The organism is Microbacterium dextranolyticum (genome assembly GCF_016907295.1).
Taxonomy (GTDB): domain Bacteria; phylum Actinomycetota; class Actinomycetes; order Actinomycetales; family Microbacteriaceae; genus Microbacterium; species Microbacterium dextranolyticum.
This window is the reverse complement of the sequence record NZ_JAFBBR010000001.1, coordinates 2516687-2533028: the sequence shown is the minus strand read 5'-3', so window position 1 is coordinate 2533028 and position 16342 is coordinate 2516687. Positions and strand designations below refer to the sequence as shown.

The following is a 16342-nucleotide window of genomic DNA, read 5'->3' as shown; positions in this document are numbered from 1 at the left end:
AAGGAAGACACCCATGAACAAGAAGCTCGGAGCCCTCGCACTCCTCGGCGCTTCGGCTGTCGCTCTCTCCGGCTGCGCCGGCGGGGCCGGCAACGGGTCCGACGGCACTCCTGCCCCCGCAACGGTGCGGGTCTGGCTCAACGGGACCGATACGCCGCAGGACGCCCGCGACTACCTCACGAAGACCTTCGCGGAGCAGAACCCCGGCAGCACCCTCGTCATCGAGGAACAGCAGTGGACGGGGCTGGTCGACAAGCTCACGACGAGCCTGCCGTCCAACGACACCCCCGACATCGTCGAGATGGGCAACACGCAGGCCGCCGCCTTCACCTCCAGCGGTGCGCTGCTGGACCTCTCCGACATCACGGACAAGATCGGCGGTTCGGACCTGCTCGACGGATTCGTCGAGGCGGGCACCTGGGACGGCAAGCTCTACGCCGCCCCGTACTACTCCGGAGCCCGCATCGTCTTCTACAACACCGCGCAATATCAGACGGCGGGGGTCACCGTGCCGAAGACCCTCGACGACTACGTCGCGAACGGAGAGAAGCTCGCCGCTGCGCTGCCGGGCGTCTCGGGGGTCTTCTTCCCGGGCAAGGACTGGTACAACGCGCTCCCCTTCATCTGGGAGAACGGCGGCGAGATCGCGGTGCAGAAGGATGGCAAGTGGGAGGCGCAGCTCTCCAGCGATGCCTCGGTCAAGGGCATCGAGCAGGTCCAGGCACTCATGACCAAGGCATCGGTCGCGCCGAAGGACGGCGACGAGTCCGAGGCCTGGGTACCGTTCCGCACCGAGAAGGCGGCGACTCTCTCCGCTCCCAGCTGGGCGTACTGGTCGATCGTCGCCGATGACAACAAGGCGCCGACGGCTCTCACCGACACGCTCGGCTACTTCGCCTTGCCGGGCAAGAGCGGAGGCACCGCCAAGGTCTTCGCCGGTGGCTCGAACATCGGCATCTCCGCGAAGTCGTCCCACCCCGAGCTCGCCAAGAGCGCGCTGGAGATCATGCTGAGCGACCAGTACCAGACGATCCTCGCCAAGGCCGGTCTGGTCCCCGCGAAGAAGTCGCTCGGATCGCAGGTCGCCGCAGCGACGCCCGAGCTTGCGAAGACGATCGCGGATGCCGCGGCCAATGCGAAGCTCACCCCCACCTCGCCCCAGTGGGCCGATGTGGAGGCGAAGGGTCTGCTGCAGGACTTCTTCGTGAAGGTCGCGAACGGTGGCGACGTGAAGTCGCTCGCCACGGCACTCGACCAGCAGATCGACAGCATCCTGAACGGCTGACCCCTCCGCCCTCGTCTCCCGGAGCGTTCGGCGCTCCGGGAGACGAGGGCGCCACCCCTCTGACATCGGAAGGAGAGACGAGGATGCCCCGCGCCACCCCCGCTCTCGCGGACGCCGACATCGACGCGGCACCCGCACCCGCGCCGCGCCGTCGCCGCGCCGACCGCACACCCCTCGTGCTGCTGCTGCCGGCGCTCGCGATGCTCGTCGTCTTCATCGGCTGGCCGCTGCTGCAGCTGATCATCATGTCCTTCCAGAAGTACGGGCGCGCGCAGATCTTCGGGGCACCGCCCGAGTTCGTCGGACTCGACAACTACCTGCGCGTGCTCACCGACCCGCAGTTCTGGGTCGTGCTCGGTCGCAGCTTCGCGCTGATGGTGGTGTGCGCCGCCGCGACGATGGTGCTCGGCGTGGCCATCGCCCTGATGATGCGCTCGCTCGGCACCGTGATGCGCACCGTCGTCTCGGTCGGGCTGCTGCTGGCCTGGGCGATGCCGGCCCTGACGGGCACCATCGTGTGGGGGTGGATCTTCGACACCTCCTACGGCATCGTGAACTACCTGCTCACGCAGATCACGGGGCAGAACTGGATCGGACACAGCTGGCTCTCCGACCCGCTCAGCTTCTTCGGCGTCGCCGCCATCATCATCACGTGGGGGGCCGTCCCGTTCGTCGCCTTCTCGACGTACGCCGGGCTCGGGCAGGTGCCCGGTGAAGTGCTCGAGGCATCCTCGCTCGACGGTGCCGGCGCGTGGCAGCGGTTCCGACTGATCGTCGTGCCCTACATCCGCTCGATCCTCGTCGTGCTGCTGATCCTGCAGGTCATCTGGGATCTGCGCGTGTTCGCGCAGATCTACGCCCTGCAGACCGTCGGCGGCATCCGCGCCGACACCAACACGATCGGCGTCTACATCTACACGGTGTCCATGGCCACCGGAGACGTCGGCTCGGGCGGCGCGATCTCGGTGATCCTGGTGGTCATCCTGCTCGCGATCTCCGCCTATTACATCCGCACGATGCTGAAGGAGGACGAGTCGTGAACGCCCGCACGCGGCATCGCGTCGGCCGGATCGCGCTCAACCTCGCAGCGATCGTCGTCTTCGCCTTCTCGGTGTTCCCGGTGTACTGGATGGTCAACACCGCGTTCCTGCCCGGCTCGGCCGTCAAGAGCGAGACGCCGCATTTCTGGCCCGATCAGTTCACCCTGAAGAGCTTCGCGGGAGCCTGGAACGACGGCTTCCTCCCCGCTCTCGGGGTCTCGCTCGGGGTCACGGTGCTGACGGTCGTCGTGGCGCTCCTGTTCGCCTTCCTCGCCTCGATCGCCGTCACCCGCTACCGCTTCCGCTCGCGCAAGACCTTCATCGTCGCGATCCTCGTGATCCAGATGATCCCGGCCGAGGCGATGATCATCTCGACCTTCCGCGTGCTCGACGGGTGGCACCTGCTCAACACGATCATCGGCCTGTCCGCGGTGTACATCGCGATGGTGCTGCCCTTCACGATCTGGACGCTGCGCGGCTTCGTGAACGGCGTGCCGGCGGAGCTCGAAGAGGCCGCCATGATCGATGGATGCAGCCGCAACCAGGCGTTCTGGCGGGTCACCTTCCCGCTGCTCGCGCCGGGACTCGTCGCGACCGGCATCTTCGCGTTCATCCAGGCGTGGAACGAGTTCGTCTTCGCCCTGGTGATCATGACGCGCCCCGAGTCGCAGACGCTGCCGATCTGGCTGCGCGCGTTCGTCCAGGCCACGAAGGCCACCGACTGGGCGGTCGTCATGGCCGGTTCGACCCTCATGGCCATCCCCGTCATCGTCTTCTTCCTGATCGTGCAGGGCAAGATGACCGGCGGCCTCGTCTCGGGAGCAGTGAAAGGCTGATGCGTCTCGGATTCGACGTCGGAGGAACCAAGACCGACGCCGTGGTCGTCACGCCCTCGGGCGAGGTGGTCGCACGGATGCGTCGCGCCACCGGCTGGGGCGCCGATGCCGTCGTCGGGACGATCCTCGCGCTCGCCGACGATCTCATGCGCGAGGCCTCTCTCACGCCTGCCGACGTCAGGTCGATCGGCGTCGGCATGCCCGGACAGGTGGCCGCCGGCAGCACCGTCGTCACGCACGCGGTCAACCTCGGTGTCGACGCGCTCGACCTCGGCCCCGCCGTCGGCCGAGCCCTCGGCGCCCCGGTGACGGCCGAGAACGACGTGAAGGCCGCCGCCGTCGGCGCGTACGCGCTGCACGGGGCCGGGCGGGCCGGGGCCAGGGCGATGGCCTACCTCAACCTGGGCACCGGCATCGCGGCGGGGTTCGTCGTGGACGGTGCGCTGTGGCGCGGCGTGCACGGCACGGCGGGCGAGGTCGGACACATCAGCGTCGATCCGCGCGGTCCGCAGTGCCGCTGCGGTCAGCGTGGATGCATCGAGGCGTTCAGCGGCGGTGGATCGATCGCCGAACGGTGGGGAAGACCCGGCGACCTGCCCGTCGCCGATGTGTTCGACGCGGCGGACGCGGGCGATCCCGACGCCGTGGTGCTGCGCGACGGTCTGGTGTACGGCGTGGCATCCGCCGTCCGTATCCTCGTGCTGACGGGCGACGTCGCATCGGTCGTCGTCGGGGGAGGCGTGAGCGCGCTCGGCGATCGGCTGCTGGGTCGCGTGACCGAGCGGCTCGAGACGGATGCCGCGGACTCACCCTTCCTGGCGTCTCTCCACCTCGCCGACCGCCTCGAGCTGCTGCCCCCCGGCTCTCCCGCCGCCGCCCTCGGTGCCGCGCTCGTCAGCGCCGCGAACGGGACCCGCGCCGCAGGTGCCGCCGTTCCCGAAGCCGATATCCCCGAACCCGACATCTCAGAAGAAAAGGCCGCCATCCATGGCTGAGATCATCATCCTCCCGACCGCCGCAGACGCCGGTGCGCTCGTCGCCGACGAGATCGTCTCGCTCGTGAAGGCACGACGCGACGCCGTTCTGGGGCTCGCGACCGGCTCGACCCCCGTGCCGGTGTACGACGCACTGCGATCTCGGGTCGACGGTATCGACGTCTCGCGCGTGCGCGGCTTCGCCCTCGACGAGTACGTGGGAATCGACCCGGCGCACCCCGAGAGCTACCGGTCCGTCATCACGAGGCAGGTCGTCGAGCCCCTCGGCCTGGATCCCGCGCTCATCCGTACACCCGACGGCGCTCTGGCGACGATCGCGCACGCGGGCGAGGACTACGAGCGAGCGATCGCGGCGGCGGGCGGCATCGACCTGCAGATCCTCGGTATCGGCACCTCCGGGCACATCGGCTTCAACGAACCGGGATCGTCCTTCGCGTCGCGCACACGCGTGAAGACCCTCCTCGCGCAGACCCGTGCGGACAACGCGCGCTTCTTCGATTCGATCGACGAGGTGCCGATGCACTGCATCACCCAGGGTCTCGGTACGATCCTCGACGCGCGTCATCTCTTCCTCCTCGCGTTCGGCGAGGCCAAGGCGCAGGCGGTGGCCGGGGCGGTCGAGGGCCCGGTGACCTCGTCGCTGCCGGGGTCGGCCATCCAGCTGCACCCGCACGTGACGGTCGTCGTCGACGAGGCGGCCGCCTCGCAGCTCGCGCACGCCGACTACTACCGCTACGCGTACGCGCACAAGCCCGCGTGGCAGGGCCTCTGACAGGGGCACTGACCCTTCGCTCGCGCGCGAGACCCCTCTAAGCTCGGTCACATGACCGACGTCGACGTCCGCCGCCCGGTGCCCGCCTGGATCTGGGGCGGAGCACTCCTCGTCGCGACTGCGGTCGTCCCGTCGCTGGCGGGGGCCGGCGGACCGCTGAGAGAGGCGGGGGCGGCGATCTCGTGGGTCTCGCTCGTCTCGTTCGCGGCCGCGATGGTCGTCTTCGCGTGGGGCATCCGTGGGGAGGGATCCGTGGTCGCCCGCCGCCCGCTGGGGATCGTCGCACTCTGTCTGGTCGGCATCATCCTGCCGGTCGTGGGCCTCATCAGCTCGTTCGTGTTCGTCGTCGACCCCGCCGATCCGTCCGCCACGCCGAGCTGGATCGGCGCCGCGCAGGTCGTCAACTACGCCGGATATGCCGCGTGGGGCGGCGCGGCACTCGTCGCGGGGGTGGAGGTCGCGCGTGCGCGCGTCGTGCCGGGCCGATGGCGTTGGGCGCCCCTCACTGCGCTCGGCGTTCTCGCCCTCGCCTTCGTGGGGATGCAGATCGTCTCCGTGGCCGTCGCGACGTCGCCCGACCCGACGGCGACGTTCGCCCTCATCGCGGTCTGGGGTGCGGTGAGTGTGCTCGTGCCGCTCGCGCTGGGCGGCATCGCCCTCGTGCTGGGAGCACGCGGGCGCCCCGCTCCCGCGACGCAGGTGTACCCGCCGGCGCGGTGAGCCCGGGCATCCCGCACCGGCACCCCTCATGGGCGCGCGGCACGGCGCGGTTCAGGGGGCGAACACCTTTCCGGGATTCATGATGCCGGTGGGGTCGAAGACCCGGGCGATGTCACGCTGCAGCTGCCATTGGTCGTCACCGAGCTCGTCCGCGAGCCAGCGGCGTTTGAGCAGACCCACACCGTGCTCGCCGGTGAGGGTGCCGCCGAGGCGCAGCGCCGCCTGGAATAGCTCGTCGGCCGCGTGCCACACCCGGTCGGGGACCGTGTCGCCCTCGAAGACGAAGTTCGGGTGCAGGTTGCCGTCCCCGGCGTGGCAGACCGTGGGGATGATCAGTCCATAGTCGCGCTCGATCCGGGCGATCTCGTCGAACATCGCGGGCATCGCGCTGCGCGGCACGGACACGTCTTCGATGAGGGTGGTGCCGAGCGTCTCCATGGCGGGGTGCAGGGACCGGCGGATGCGCCACAGCAGATCGGCTTCGGCATCGTCGGCGGCGAGGCGCACGGTCGCTCCGCTCGCGGACAGGATCTCGGTGAGCGCCTCGGCCTCGGCGGTGGCCGCGGGTCCGTCGGTCTGGATCGTGAGCTGCGCGACGCCGGGTGCGGGAGCGGGCAGGGCGAGCAGGCGATGGACGGCCGCGAGCGACGCGGCATCCATCAGCTCCATGATCGCGGGCTGGATGCCCGACGCGGTGACGGCGGCGGCTCCCTCGGCGGCGCGACGCACGTCGGGGAAGGACGCCGTGAGCGTGCGCGTGGCACCGGGCACGCGGTGCCGCAGCCGCAGCGTCGCCCCCACGACGACGCCGAGGATGCCTTCCGAGCCGACCACGAGAGAGGTGAGATCGAGCCCCGTCACGCCCTTGACGCTGCGATGACCGAGACGAAGGAGGCGCCCGTCCGCGAGCACGAGGTCGACGCCGAGGACGGCATCGCGGACGACGCCGTACTTGGCGCACAGAAGACCTCCGGCGCCGGTGGCGATGTTGCCGCCGACCGTGGAGATCTCGCGGCTGGCCGGATCGGGTGCCCACCACAGGTCGTGCGCGGCGAGCGCCCGGTTCAGGTCGGCGTTGAGGATGCCGGGTTCGACGACGGCCAGCAGGTCGTCCGGCCGGACCTCGAGGATCCGATCCATCGCGCGCATCGAGAGGACGATCTCGCCCGGCCCCGCGTGGGCGCCTCCGGCGAGCCCCGTCCCGGCGCCGCGCGTGACGATCGGCGTGCCGGTCGCGTGCGCGATGCGGGCCGTGGCCTGCACGTCCGGCACGGATGCCGCATGCACGATCGCCAGGGGAGCCCCCGTCGCGGCGTGCCCGGACTTGTCGGCCCGGGCCGCGTCGAGGTGGAGCGGGTCGGTGTCGACCCGCTCACCCAGCGCCGCACGCAGCAGCGTGACGACGTCGGGTGCGCTCATGCGAGGCGGCGACGCCCGGAGACGAGTCCCACCGCGATGGCGACGACGGCGAACGCGACGCCGATCCAGGCGCTGCCGCTGGTCCACCACACGATCGTCGCCGAGGCGTAGACGAGAAGCTCGACGAGAGCGCGGACGAAGGGGTGTACGACGAACACGGCGCGGGGTGAGACGAACATCGCCCACAGCAGGATCGCGACGACGGGTGCGCCGATGCCCGCGACGATGTTCCCGGGGAACGGCCACGCCGTGAACCCCCAGACCGCGAGCGTGCCGAATGCGAAGAGCTCGCACAGGAAGGCGAGGACGTCGACGGCGTCGAGGGAGGGACGCGTGCCGGGGGACCGTGCGGCATCCGCGGCGGGCAGCGGGGCCTCGGGCGCGGTGGGACGGACGTGCGGCAGATCGGACATGCCTCCAGTTTACGGGGGCGGCGACGGCGCGGTGAGAGTGCCGCAGGTGGGCCGCGGACCGTCAGTCGACGGTGACGTCCACCGACAGCCAGGGGCCGAAGAAGCCGTCGGCCGTGTAGGCGACCGTCAGCCGCCCCCACAGCAGCATCCAGAACGGGCCGCGCACGGTGACGTCGGCGCGCCCGTCGTCACCGAGCGTCGTCGTGCCGAGCAAATCGGAACCGAATCGGATGGCGACGTCGGCACCCGGCGAGCCGGTCATGCTCACGTCGACGATCGCGGCGCCCCCCGACAGGCGGACGAAGCGCGCGGAGACGACGTCTGGCGTTCCCTCCGGCAGCACCGGCGTCGACGGCGACGGGCTGGGGGACGCCGTCGGCATCGGGGTCGGGGTGGGTGATGCCGTCGGGGTCGGCGTCGGGGCCGGGGTGGGGGATGCGGTGGGGCTCGGTGATGCCGTCGGGGATGCGGTGGGGCTCGGCGATGCCGTCGGAGACGGATCGGGCGCCGTGGTCGGTGCGGGATCGGCCGGGGTCGCGGGTGCCGGGGCCGCCGTCGCGATCGGCACCTGGATGACGCGGCGTGTGGGCGCAGGCGAGGGGAGGTCGCTGGGTGACGGGGCCGGGGACGGTGCGGTGGTCGCGGGCGCGGCAGGGGTCGCGCCGCTGCCGGAACCGCCCGCGCCCGGCGCGGAATCCTGTCTGTCCGCCGCGACCGCGTCGGGCGCCGCCGGGGCGCCGCCGCCGCTGAGCTGGGGAACCACGATGACCGCCGCGACCGCGGCTGCGGCCACGAGCACTCCCGCCGTCGCGAGGCCCACTCCCGCGCCGATCGACCCGAGGATGCCTCCGCCGGCTGTCGCCGCGGCCGATCCACCGGCACTCGCGCCGCCCGCGCCCGCTGCTCCGGCAACGCCGCTGCCGCCGCTCGCGCCGCCGACCGTGCCGGACGCTCCCGCCGACGTCGTGCCGACGACCGAGCCGATCAGGGGTGCTCCGGGAGCGGTGACGGCACCGGGCATCGCACTCGATGCCCCGGCGGCGAGCGCGACGATCGGCGCCGAACCGCCCTGGATGGTCGCGAGATACGCGGTCGCCGCGCCCGCCCCGATGGTCAGCGGCAGCAGGATGAGCGCCAGGCGGTGCGAGACGTCTTTCGCCTCGGCGGCGACGATCGTGCATCGTGCGCAGTCGGCCAGGTGGGCGTCGATGCGCGCCGAGTCTCGTCGGCTGACGTTCGCGCGCGCGTATGCGCCGAGTCGTTCGATCGTCCAGCGGCACTCGGAATCCTCTGCGGCGGTGCGCAGGTGCGCCTGGATCCACGCCTCGCGCAGGCCCTCGCGCGCCCGGAAGGCGAGCTGCGCCACCGCGGTGGCCTTCAGACCCAGCAGGGGCGCGACCTCGGACGGCTTCATCTGTTCGATCTCGGTGTACCAGAGCACCTCCTGCCAGCGGGTGGGCAGGCTCCGGAACGCCTGAGTCGTGAGGCTGCGGTCGAGCGCCTCATCGGTGGCGTGCGCCTCGGCATCCGGATCGGGAACGTTCTCGAGTTCGTCGATGCCCGTCTCGCGGCGAGCGCGACCCCACCCGGCCGCGGTGTTGCGGATGACGGTGAACAGATATGCGCGGAACGAGCCGGTGGGCCCGCCGCCCTTGACGATGGCCTGATAGATGCGCGCGTACGCCTCTTGGACGAGGTCGTCGGCGTCGAACGTCGAGGTGACCGAACCGGCGACGACGATGCCCGAACGGTAGTGGCGGCGCCACAGCTCACCGAATGCCGCCGAATCGCCCGACCGCGTGCGCAGGATGAGCTCGGCGTCGGCCGTGTCGGCGACGTCGGGGCGCTGATCGTTCGTGTCCATGCTGAGTTCCGGAGGCGGTCGCGGCGGATGGGGTCATCCATGAGACGCGTCGGGAGGAACTTCATGACGCGACGCATCCATTCTCCCTGGTTCGCCGGCGAATCGGCTGGGAGAGCACCGCTCGCCGCGACCGCTCGGGGCGAGCGGTCGGGCGCGCGCCGAGCGGAGCCGCGAGGGCATCCTCGAAAGAATCGTAAAAAAGTCGCGGAAGTCGCGTGATGAATCGGTGTGGGGCGCATCTCTTGAGGAGACGGTGATGAGCTGGCCCCCCTGGGGAGGGGCGGCCGCAGTCCGGTGGACCGAGTCACCCGGGCCGTCATCAGGTGATGCGGGATCGGGGGATCCCGCACCACCGACGCCCGAGGAACGGCCACAACGGGCGGAGTGGGGCGGAGTAGAGCCGGGGGGCTCCTCCGCCCCGCTCTTTTTCTCCGCCGCCCGGGTCGAGACGGTCGGTGCGCGCCGATCAGTCGCGCGCGCCGCCGACCCAGACCCCGATGACCTGCAGGTCGTCGTCGAGCAGCACCGCGTCGCCGATGGCGCCCTGCCGAAGGGTGCCCAGACGGTCCTCGGCTCCGACGGCGCGCGCCGGGGTCCGGGTGAGGGCGGCGACCGCGTCGGGGAGAGCCGTGCCGCCCGCGACGACGAGGCGCAGCGCCGCGTCCTGCGTGAGCGTCGATCCGGCGATCGCTCCGTCGACATCGAGCCGCGCCACCCCGTCCGAGACCGTGACGGCGAGGCCGCCGAGCGTGTACGGGCCGTCGGGTGCGCCGGCCGCAGCCATCGCATCGGTGATGAGGGCGATCCGTCCCGGAGCCCCCGCGAACGCGAGCGCGATCACGTCGGGGTGCACGTGCACTCCGTCGGCGATGAGCTCGAGGGTGACCCGTGCGTCGCGCATCGCGGCGACGACGGGCCCGGGAGCGCGGTGGTGGATGCCGGGCATCGCATTGAAGGCATGGGTGAGGATCGTCGCCCCCGCGTCGAACGCGGCCTGCGCCTCGTCCGCCGTCGCGTTCGTGTGCCCGACGGCGACGGCGGTGCCCGCCGCCACGAGCTGGCGGGTCGCCGCCAGGGCTCCGGGCAGTTCCGGAGCGAGCGTCACCTGTCGGAGGGTGCCACCGCCGGCGTCGATCAGACGTGCGATCTCCCCGGCATCGGGCATCCGCAGCAGGCTCTCGGTGTGCGCGCCCTTGTGTCCGGGGTCGAGGAACGGCCCTTCGAGGTGCGATCCGAGGATCGTGGGGTCGGTGGCGGCGAGGTCTGCGATCAGTGCCACGCGCGGGGCGAGGTCGGCGAGGGGGGCTGTCACGAGAGAGAGCACCGCCCGCGTCGTCCCGTGCGCGCGATGGACCGCGCGCGCCGCCTGGATCGCGGCGGCTCCGTCGTCGAACGAGACGCCGCCCCCGCCGTGCCCGTGGATGTCGATGAACCCGGGGGTGAGGTACGCCCCCGCCGCGTCGACCTCCTGCGCGAGGCTCGCGGCGCTCGCGGCGCTCTCGCGCAGTGCGCGCCACGAGTCGCCCGTCCCCGTTGCGCGCACGAGGCCGTCGGCGAAAGCGACCCAGGCATCCGGCTGCACGCGACCGTCGTCGACGAGCCGGGCCGAGTGGATGACGGTGATCATGCGTCGCGCTCCTCGGCGGGTGCGGGGTCGGATGCCATGGCATCCGCCCGCCATGGGATGCCCGGCAGCGGGGTGAAGACGATGCCGAGCGAGGCCCACAGGGCGGCCTGGGCGCCCACGCGCGCCGCGAACGACTCCCAGGTGCGGAGGGCCGACGCGTGCGGTGCGGGCGACCAGGCGACCTCGGCGGCCGCGGCGATGCGGGGGAAGGCGAGGGCGTCGAGGTCGGCGAGGGTCCGCGCCGTCTCGGTCCACAGCGGCGCCTCCACGCCCAGGATGGCGTCGTCCGAGACGCCCGCGATGACCTCTGCCGGATCCCATTCGTACGCCCGGCGCGCGCTGGTGACGCCGTTCGCCCAGGTCAGGCCGAGGGGCGAGTCCTCGTCGAACTTCATGTCGAGGTAGACCGCGTCGGCGGGCGACATGACCAGTCTCGATCCGAGCGCCGTGAAGCCGCGAGCCTTGTCGTCCATGCCGTCGGTCGGGGTCGTGAATCCCCAGTACTGCCCGATCGTGGTGGGGTGAAGGCCCGTTCCGGTGCCCGCCTCATGCCATGCCATCGGCGTCTTGCCGAGGTCGGCGATCAGTCGGCTCACCCTTCCGACGAAGGCGTCGTAGTCGGCCCGCGGTGTGCCGAGCGCCTCGTCGCCGCCGATGTGCAGGTAGGGTCCGGGGGTGAGGTCAGCGATTTCGCCCAGGACGTCGCGCACGAAGGCATCCGTCGCCTCGTCGGTGATCCGCAGTGATGAGAAGCCGACCGCGAGGCCCTCGTAGGGCTCGCCGCTGACGGGTGTGCCGCCGCCGAAGTCGCGGATCGTCTCGATGACCTGTGGGCCGAGCACCGGCTGCTCGGACACCTCGGGGTACGCGAGCGAGACGGCGTGCGTGTGCCCCGGCAGGTCGATCTCGGGCACGAGCGTCATGTGGTGCGCTGCGGCGTAGGCGACGAGCTCGCGATAGTCGTCCCTCGTGTAGAAGCCGCCCGGTGCGCCCCCGATCGCGGTCGCCGCCGCCCTCTCGGTGAGCAGCGGCCGAGAGGCGAGCTCGAGCCGCCAGCCCTGATCGTCGGTGAGGTGCAGGTGCAGGTGATTGAACTTCAGGCTCGACGCGCGATCGATGTAGGCCTTCACCGTGGCGACGTCGAAGAAGTGCCGTGCCACATCGAGCATGACGCCACGGTAGGCGAAGCGCGGGGCATCCTCGATCCGCACGGCGGGGATGAGCCAGCCGCCACCCGCGGCGTCTCGAGCGTCGGCCGAGCGGGAGATCAGCTGCCCCAGGGTCTGCACACCGTAGAACAGCCCCGCGGCATCGGCGCCGACGACCGAGACGCCGTCGGCGGATGCTTTGAGCACGTACGACTCCGGTACGCCCTCGTCGAGCCGCAGCGCGATCCCCGACCCGGTGCCGTCGGCACGGCCGAGCGAGAGGGTGAGTCCGGTGCGGCTGCGGATCACCTCGCGGGCGGCGGCCACGGCATCCGCATCGCCCGAGACGATCGTGTCGGCTGTCAGCACGAACGGTGCCGCGGTACCCACCTGCAGAGCGCGGGGCAGGGGCACGAGGGCGGGAGCGGGGGGCGGCGACACGACGGCGAGGGAGGAGGGCAGCGACACGATGTCTCCATTCTGCGTGCGGCGGTCGGCGTCGACCAGGGCGACGCGGGCGCGGTCGATGCCCGAGAAGCTTCTATGTTAAGAGTCCTTACAAATGCGCCGCAACGCCCAGCCTAATCCCCTGCACGTCCCCTCTCCCCGCGAGACCTCCCGTATGTACGCTTGCGCGGCGATTTGCGTGACATACGGGAGGTTTCGCGGGGATGCCAGGGCCCCAGGATCGAGCGGGCATCCGATATGCTCGCTGTGTCGCGACTGGCGTTGAGGTGGGACACCACCGGGGAGCGACGAACACGGCAATCGACCGCACGCCTGGGCCGCCGTGGTTTCGACTCGCCGGCGCGCCGGCACTCAACCACGGATGGCAGGAGCCCGATATGACCGACCCGTACTTCAACGCCCCCCTCTCCGAGGTCGACCCCGAGATCGCACAGGTCCTCGAGCGCGAGCTCGAGCGCCAGCGCGGCTACCTCGAGATGATCGCCTCGGAGAACTTCGTCCCCGTCTCGGTGCTGCAGTCGCAGGGCTCGGTGCTCACCAACAAGTACGCCGAGGGCTACCCGGGCCGTCGCTACTACGGCGGCTGCGAAGAGGTCGACGTCGCCGAGGAGCTCGCGATCGAGCGCGCGAAGGCCCTCTTCGGCGCGGAGTTCGCCAACGTGCAGCCGCACTCCGGGGCATCCGCCAACGCCGCGGTCCTGCACGCGATCGCCCGCCCCGGCGACACGCTGCTCGGTCTGTCGCTCGACCACGGCGGCCACCTGACCCACGGCATGAAGATCAACTTCTCCGGCCGGCTCTACAACATCGTCGCCTACGGCGTCGACCCCGAGACCTCGATCATCGACATGGACGAGGTCGAGCGCCTCGCGGTCGAGCACCAGCCGAAGGTCATCATCGCCGGCTGGTCGGCCTACCCGCGCCAGCTGGACTTCGCGCGCTTCCGCGAGATCGCCGACAAGGTCGGCGCACTCCTCTGGGTCGACATGGCGCACTTCGCCGGTCTCGTCGCGGCGGGCCTGCACCCGAGCCCCGTCCCGCACGCCCATGTCGTCTCGTCGACCGTGCACAAGACGATCGGCGGCCCCCGCTCCGGCTTCATCCTCACGAACGACGCCGACCTCGCCAAGAAGATCAACACCGCGGTCTTCCCGGGGCAGCAGGGCGGCCCGCTCATGCACGTGATCGCCGCGAAGGCCACCGCGTTCAAACTCGCGGCGACCCCCGAGTTCCGTGAGCGCCAGGAGCGCGTCGTCCGCGGCGCCGCGATCCTCGCCGAGCGCCTGTCGCAGCAGGACGTGAAGGATGCCGGGATCTCGGTCCGTTCCGGCGGCACCGACGTGCACCTGGTGCTGGTGGACCTCCGCGACGCCGCGATCGACGGCAAGCAGGCCGAAGACCTGCTGCACGAGATCCACATCACGGTCAACCGCAACGCCGTCCCGAACGACCCGCGCCCCCCGATGGTCACGTCGGGCCTGCGCATCGGCACGCCGGCGCTCGCGACCCGCGGGTTCGGCGACGCCGAGTTCACCGAGGTCGCCGACGTCATCGCGCTGGCGCTGCTGCCCGGCGCCGACGTCGAGGCGCTCCGCGCCCGCGTGGCATCCCTCACCGCCGCGTTCCCGCTCTACCCGGGGCTCGCGCAGTGACCGCGACCGTCCTCGACGGGCGTGCCACCGCGGCCGCGATTAAGGCGGAGCTCGCCGAGCGCGTCGCGAAGCTGAAGGCCCTCGGCGTCACCCCGGGCATCGCGACGGTGCTCGTGGGCGCCGATCCGGCATCCCAGCTCTACGTCGGCATGAAGCACCGCGAGTCCGAGGCGATCGGGATGAACTCGATCCAGATCGAGCTGTCGGCGGATGCCACGCAGCAGGACGTCGAGGACGAGATCGACCGTCTCAACGCCGACCCCACCTGCCACGGCTACATCGTGCAGCTGCCGCTGCCGCGCCACCTCGACACCGACCGCATCCTCGAGCGGATCGACCCGGCCAAGGATGCCGACGGCCTGCACCCGACGAACCTCGGCAAGCTCGTGCTGAACGTCAACGACGAGATCACCTCGCCGCTGCCCTGCACCCCGCGGGCCGTCATCGAGTTGCTGGAGCGCAACGGCTTCGCCCTCGCCGGCACGCACGTCGTGGTCGTCGGGCGTGGCGTGACGATCGGGCGTTCCATCGGGCTGCTGCTCACGCGGCGCGCGGTGAACGCGACGGTCACCCTCACCCACACGGGCACGCGCGACCTGCCGTCGTACCTGCGGCAGGCCGACGTCATCGTGGGCGCCGCCGGGGTGAAGCACCTCGTGCGCCCCGAGGACGTCAAGCCCGGCGCCGCCGTGCTCGACGTGGGTGTCACGCGCGAGATCGACCCCGAGACCGGCAAGTCCAAGGTCTACGGCGACATCGCGCCGGGCGTCGACGAGGTGGCCGGCTGGCTGTCGCCCAACCCCGGCGGGGTCGGGCCCATGACGGTCGCCCTGCTCATGACGAACGTGGTGGAAGCCGCCGAGCGGGTCGTCGCCGGCTGACGCGCTCTCGCCCTGCGGTCGCGGCGCTTTGGCGTGTCGGTCGCCCCTCGAACTCCGCAGTTCGTCACGAACTCCGCACCGTTTCCTGGCATCCGGTGCGGAGTTCGTGCGTTTCCGCGGAGTTCGTGCGCGGCGCGGCGTGCGCGTCGCGTGGGAGGGCCAAGCCATGGCCGCCGCGCGAGGCGTGCCCGCGGGCGGAGGGTGCTGGATGTGTGAGGGCGTGGCGCGCGTCGGCGGGTGCCGGAAGGGCAGCCCGTGGCGCCGCTCAGCCGTCTGCCGCGCGGACTCCCCGCAGGTGGGCTTGCACGAGCGCGTCGTGCTCTTCGTCGGTGAGCTCATCGAACGAGGCCGCCTCGCGTCGGTCGCGGCGATGCCAGCGCACGAGCAGGATGATGAGGATCGGCACGTCGGCGACCTCGGCGATGAACCACAGCAGGTCGCCGGCGAGGTGCTGGTCGTGCAGCGGGTTCGGCCACCATGCGGCCCCCGGTGTGAGGGTCGTCACGCCGTCGACGATCGTGTCGTTCAGGCGCAGCAGGATGCCCGGGATCGAGTCGATCACGAGTTCGACGAACGCCAGCAGGAACTCGATCGCGAGGAACGTGCTCGTGTGGATGCCGGTGAGCGCCATCATCGGTACCACGAGGACGAGTCCGGCACCGAGCGTCACGACGCCGATCGCCTCGCCGAGCACCGGCGAGGTGCGCAGGACGCCGGCGAGCGGGGTCAAGAAGACGCAGAACACCGCGGCGGCGAACAGGGTCGCGAACATCGCGTTGCCGAGGACGCGGAAGACACGGCCGTCGAGCACCGCGTCGACGCGCTGCCGTGCCGCGGGGGAGAGGCAGACGCGCAGCAGATCGAGGGGGCGCCCCAGCGCGATGAGGCCGGGCACCGCCAGCAGCAGGAGTGCGATGCGGGCGACGAATGCCCAGCGCAGCTCGCTCGACCAGGTTCCGAGGAATCCGAGCTCGACCAGCGCGTACGAGCCGAGGCCGAGGGCGTAGAACGCCACCGCGCGGCTGCGGGGCCAGGGCGATCCGCGACGGGCCGCCGTCCGCATCCCGAGGGCATACAGAACAGACGCGCCGACCAGAATCACGATCGTCACGGGGTCGGCGCGCCAGGTCGTCAGGAGGTCGAGAAGAGGAGGCGTGGCTCTCACGGTACGCCGCGAACGAATGAGCCCGCTGGGAGTGGATGAGGGTGTGGAACAATGCTC

Annotated in this window: 14 protein-coding genes and 1 riboswitch; of the genes, 8 read left to right on the top strand and 6 right to left on the bottom strand. The window is 71.3% G+C overall.

Annotated features, from left to right (window positions below; all coding sequences use genetic code 11):
• Positions 1-13: 13 nt before the first annotated feature.
• The 6 genes from JOE64_RS11575 to JOE64_RS11550 all read left to right on the top strand — a co-directional run bounded on the left by JOE64_RS11575 (position 14) and on the right by JOE64_RS11550 (position 5648).
• Entirely contained in the window at positions 14-1285 is a 1272-nt protein-coding gene (locus tag JOE64_RS11575) for an extracellular solute-binding protein (RefSeq protein ID WP_204964394.1), read from the top strand.
• An 83-nt stretch (positions 1286-1368) separates the two neighbouring features.
• Complete coding sequence (locus tag JOE64_RS11570; RefSeq protein ID WP_204964393.1) at positions 1369-2325, top strand: carbohydrate ABC transporter permease; 957 nt, start codon at positions 1369-1371, stop codon at positions 2323-2325.
• The gene (locus JOE64_RS11565) at positions 2322-3161 is read left to right on the top strand and encodes a carbohydrate ABC transporter permease (RefSeq protein WP_204964392.1); all 840 of its coding nucleotides are present in this window, start codon (positions 2322-2324) and stop codon (positions 3159-3161) included. Before JOE64_RS11570 ends, JOE64_RS11565 begins: the two co-directional genes overlap by 4 nt.
• A complete protein-coding gene (locus JOE64_RS11560; RefSeq protein WP_204964391.1) occupies positions 3161-4156 on the top strand; it encodes an ROK family protein in 996 nt (331 codons plus the stop codon). Before JOE64_RS11565 ends, JOE64_RS11560 begins: the two co-directional genes overlap by 1 nt.
• Positions 4149-4928 carry a glucosamine-6-phosphate deaminase gene (locus JOE64_RS11555; protein ID WP_204964390.1) on the top strand — a complete coding sequence of 260 codons (780 nt, stop codon included), beginning with the start codon at positions 4149-4151 and terminating at the stop codon, positions 4926-4928. Before JOE64_RS11560 ends, JOE64_RS11555 begins: the two co-directional genes overlap by 8 nt.
• Positions 4929-4979: 51 nt before the next feature.
• A complete protein-coding gene (locus tag JOE64_RS11550) occupies positions 4980-5648 on the top strand; it encodes a hypothetical protein (RefSeq protein WP_204964389.1) in 669 nt (222 codons plus the stop codon).
• A gap of 51 nt (positions 5649-5699) precedes the next feature.
• Here the strand turns inward: JOE64_RS11550 and JOE64_RS11545 are convergent, their stop codons facing one another.
• From JOE64_RS11545 to JOE64_RS11525, 5 genes are all read right to left on the bottom strand, one after another.
• On the bottom strand, positions 5700-7067 hold the full coding sequence (locus JOE64_RS11545; protein ID WP_204964388.1) for an FAD-binding oxidoreductase: 1368 nt from the start codon (positions 7065-7067) through the stop codon (positions 5700-5702).
• Positions 7064-7480 (bottom strand): YrdB family protein, encoded by a 417-nt coding sequence (locus tag JOE64_RS11540; protein ID WP_204964387.1) that lies wholly within the window; start codon positions 7478-7480, stop codon positions 7064-7066. The genes JOE64_RS11545 and JOE64_RS11540 overlap by 4 nt, the downstream gene beginning before the upstream one ends.
• 61 nt (positions 7481-7541) lie before the next feature.
• The gene (locus tag JOE64_RS11535; protein ID WP_204964386.1) at positions 7542-9344 is read right to left on the bottom strand and encodes a sigma-70 family RNA polymerase sigma factor; all 1803 of its coding nucleotides are present in this window, start codon (positions 9342-9344) and stop codon (positions 7542-7544) included.
• 466 nt (positions 9345-9810) lie between these two features.
• Entirely contained in the window at positions 9811-10971 is a 1161-nt protein-coding gene (gene nagA / locus JOE64_RS11530) for an N-acetylglucosamine-6-phosphate deacetylase (RefSeq protein WP_204964385.1), read from the bottom strand.
• The gene (locus JOE64_RS11525) at positions 10968-12587 is read right to left on the bottom strand and encodes a beta-N-acetylhexosaminidase (protein ID WP_271202477.1); all 1620 of its coding nucleotides are present in this window, start codon (positions 12585-12587) and stop codon (positions 10968-10970) included. Before JOE64_RS11525 ends, nagA begins: the two co-directional genes overlap by 4 nt.
• 241 nt (positions 12588-12828) lie before the next feature.
• A riboswitch (ZMP/ZTP riboswitch) is annotated at positions 12829-12912 on the top strand.
• A gap of 52 nt (positions 12913-12964) precedes the next feature.
• Between JOE64_RS11525 and glyA the strand changes: the two genes are divergently transcribed.
• Together glyA and JOE64_RS11515 are read left to right on the top strand one after the other, a co-directional pair.
• Complete coding sequence (gene glyA, locus JOE64_RS11520; RefSeq protein WP_204964384.1) at positions 12965-14239, top strand: serine hydroxymethyltransferase; 1275 nt, start codon at positions 12965-12967, stop codon at positions 14237-14239.
• On the top strand, positions 14236-15120 hold the full coding sequence (locus tag JOE64_RS11515) for a bifunctional methylenetetrahydrofolate dehydrogenase/methenyltetrahydrofolate cyclohydrolase (RefSeq protein WP_204964383.1): 885 nt from the start codon (positions 14236-14238) through the stop codon (positions 15118-15120). The genes glyA and JOE64_RS11515 overlap by 4 nt, the downstream gene beginning before the upstream one ends.
• Before the next feature lie 265 nt (positions 15121-15385).
• Here JOE64_RS11515 and JOE64_RS11510 read toward each other — a convergent pair whose 3' ends face one another.
• Positions 15386-16285: a cytochrome c oxidase assembly protein gene (locus tag JOE64_RS11510; RefSeq protein ID WP_271202476.1), complete on the bottom strand. Its 900-nt coding sequence runs from the start codon at positions 16283-16285 to the stop codon at positions 15386-15388.
• Positions 16286-16342: the final 57 nt, after the last annotated feature.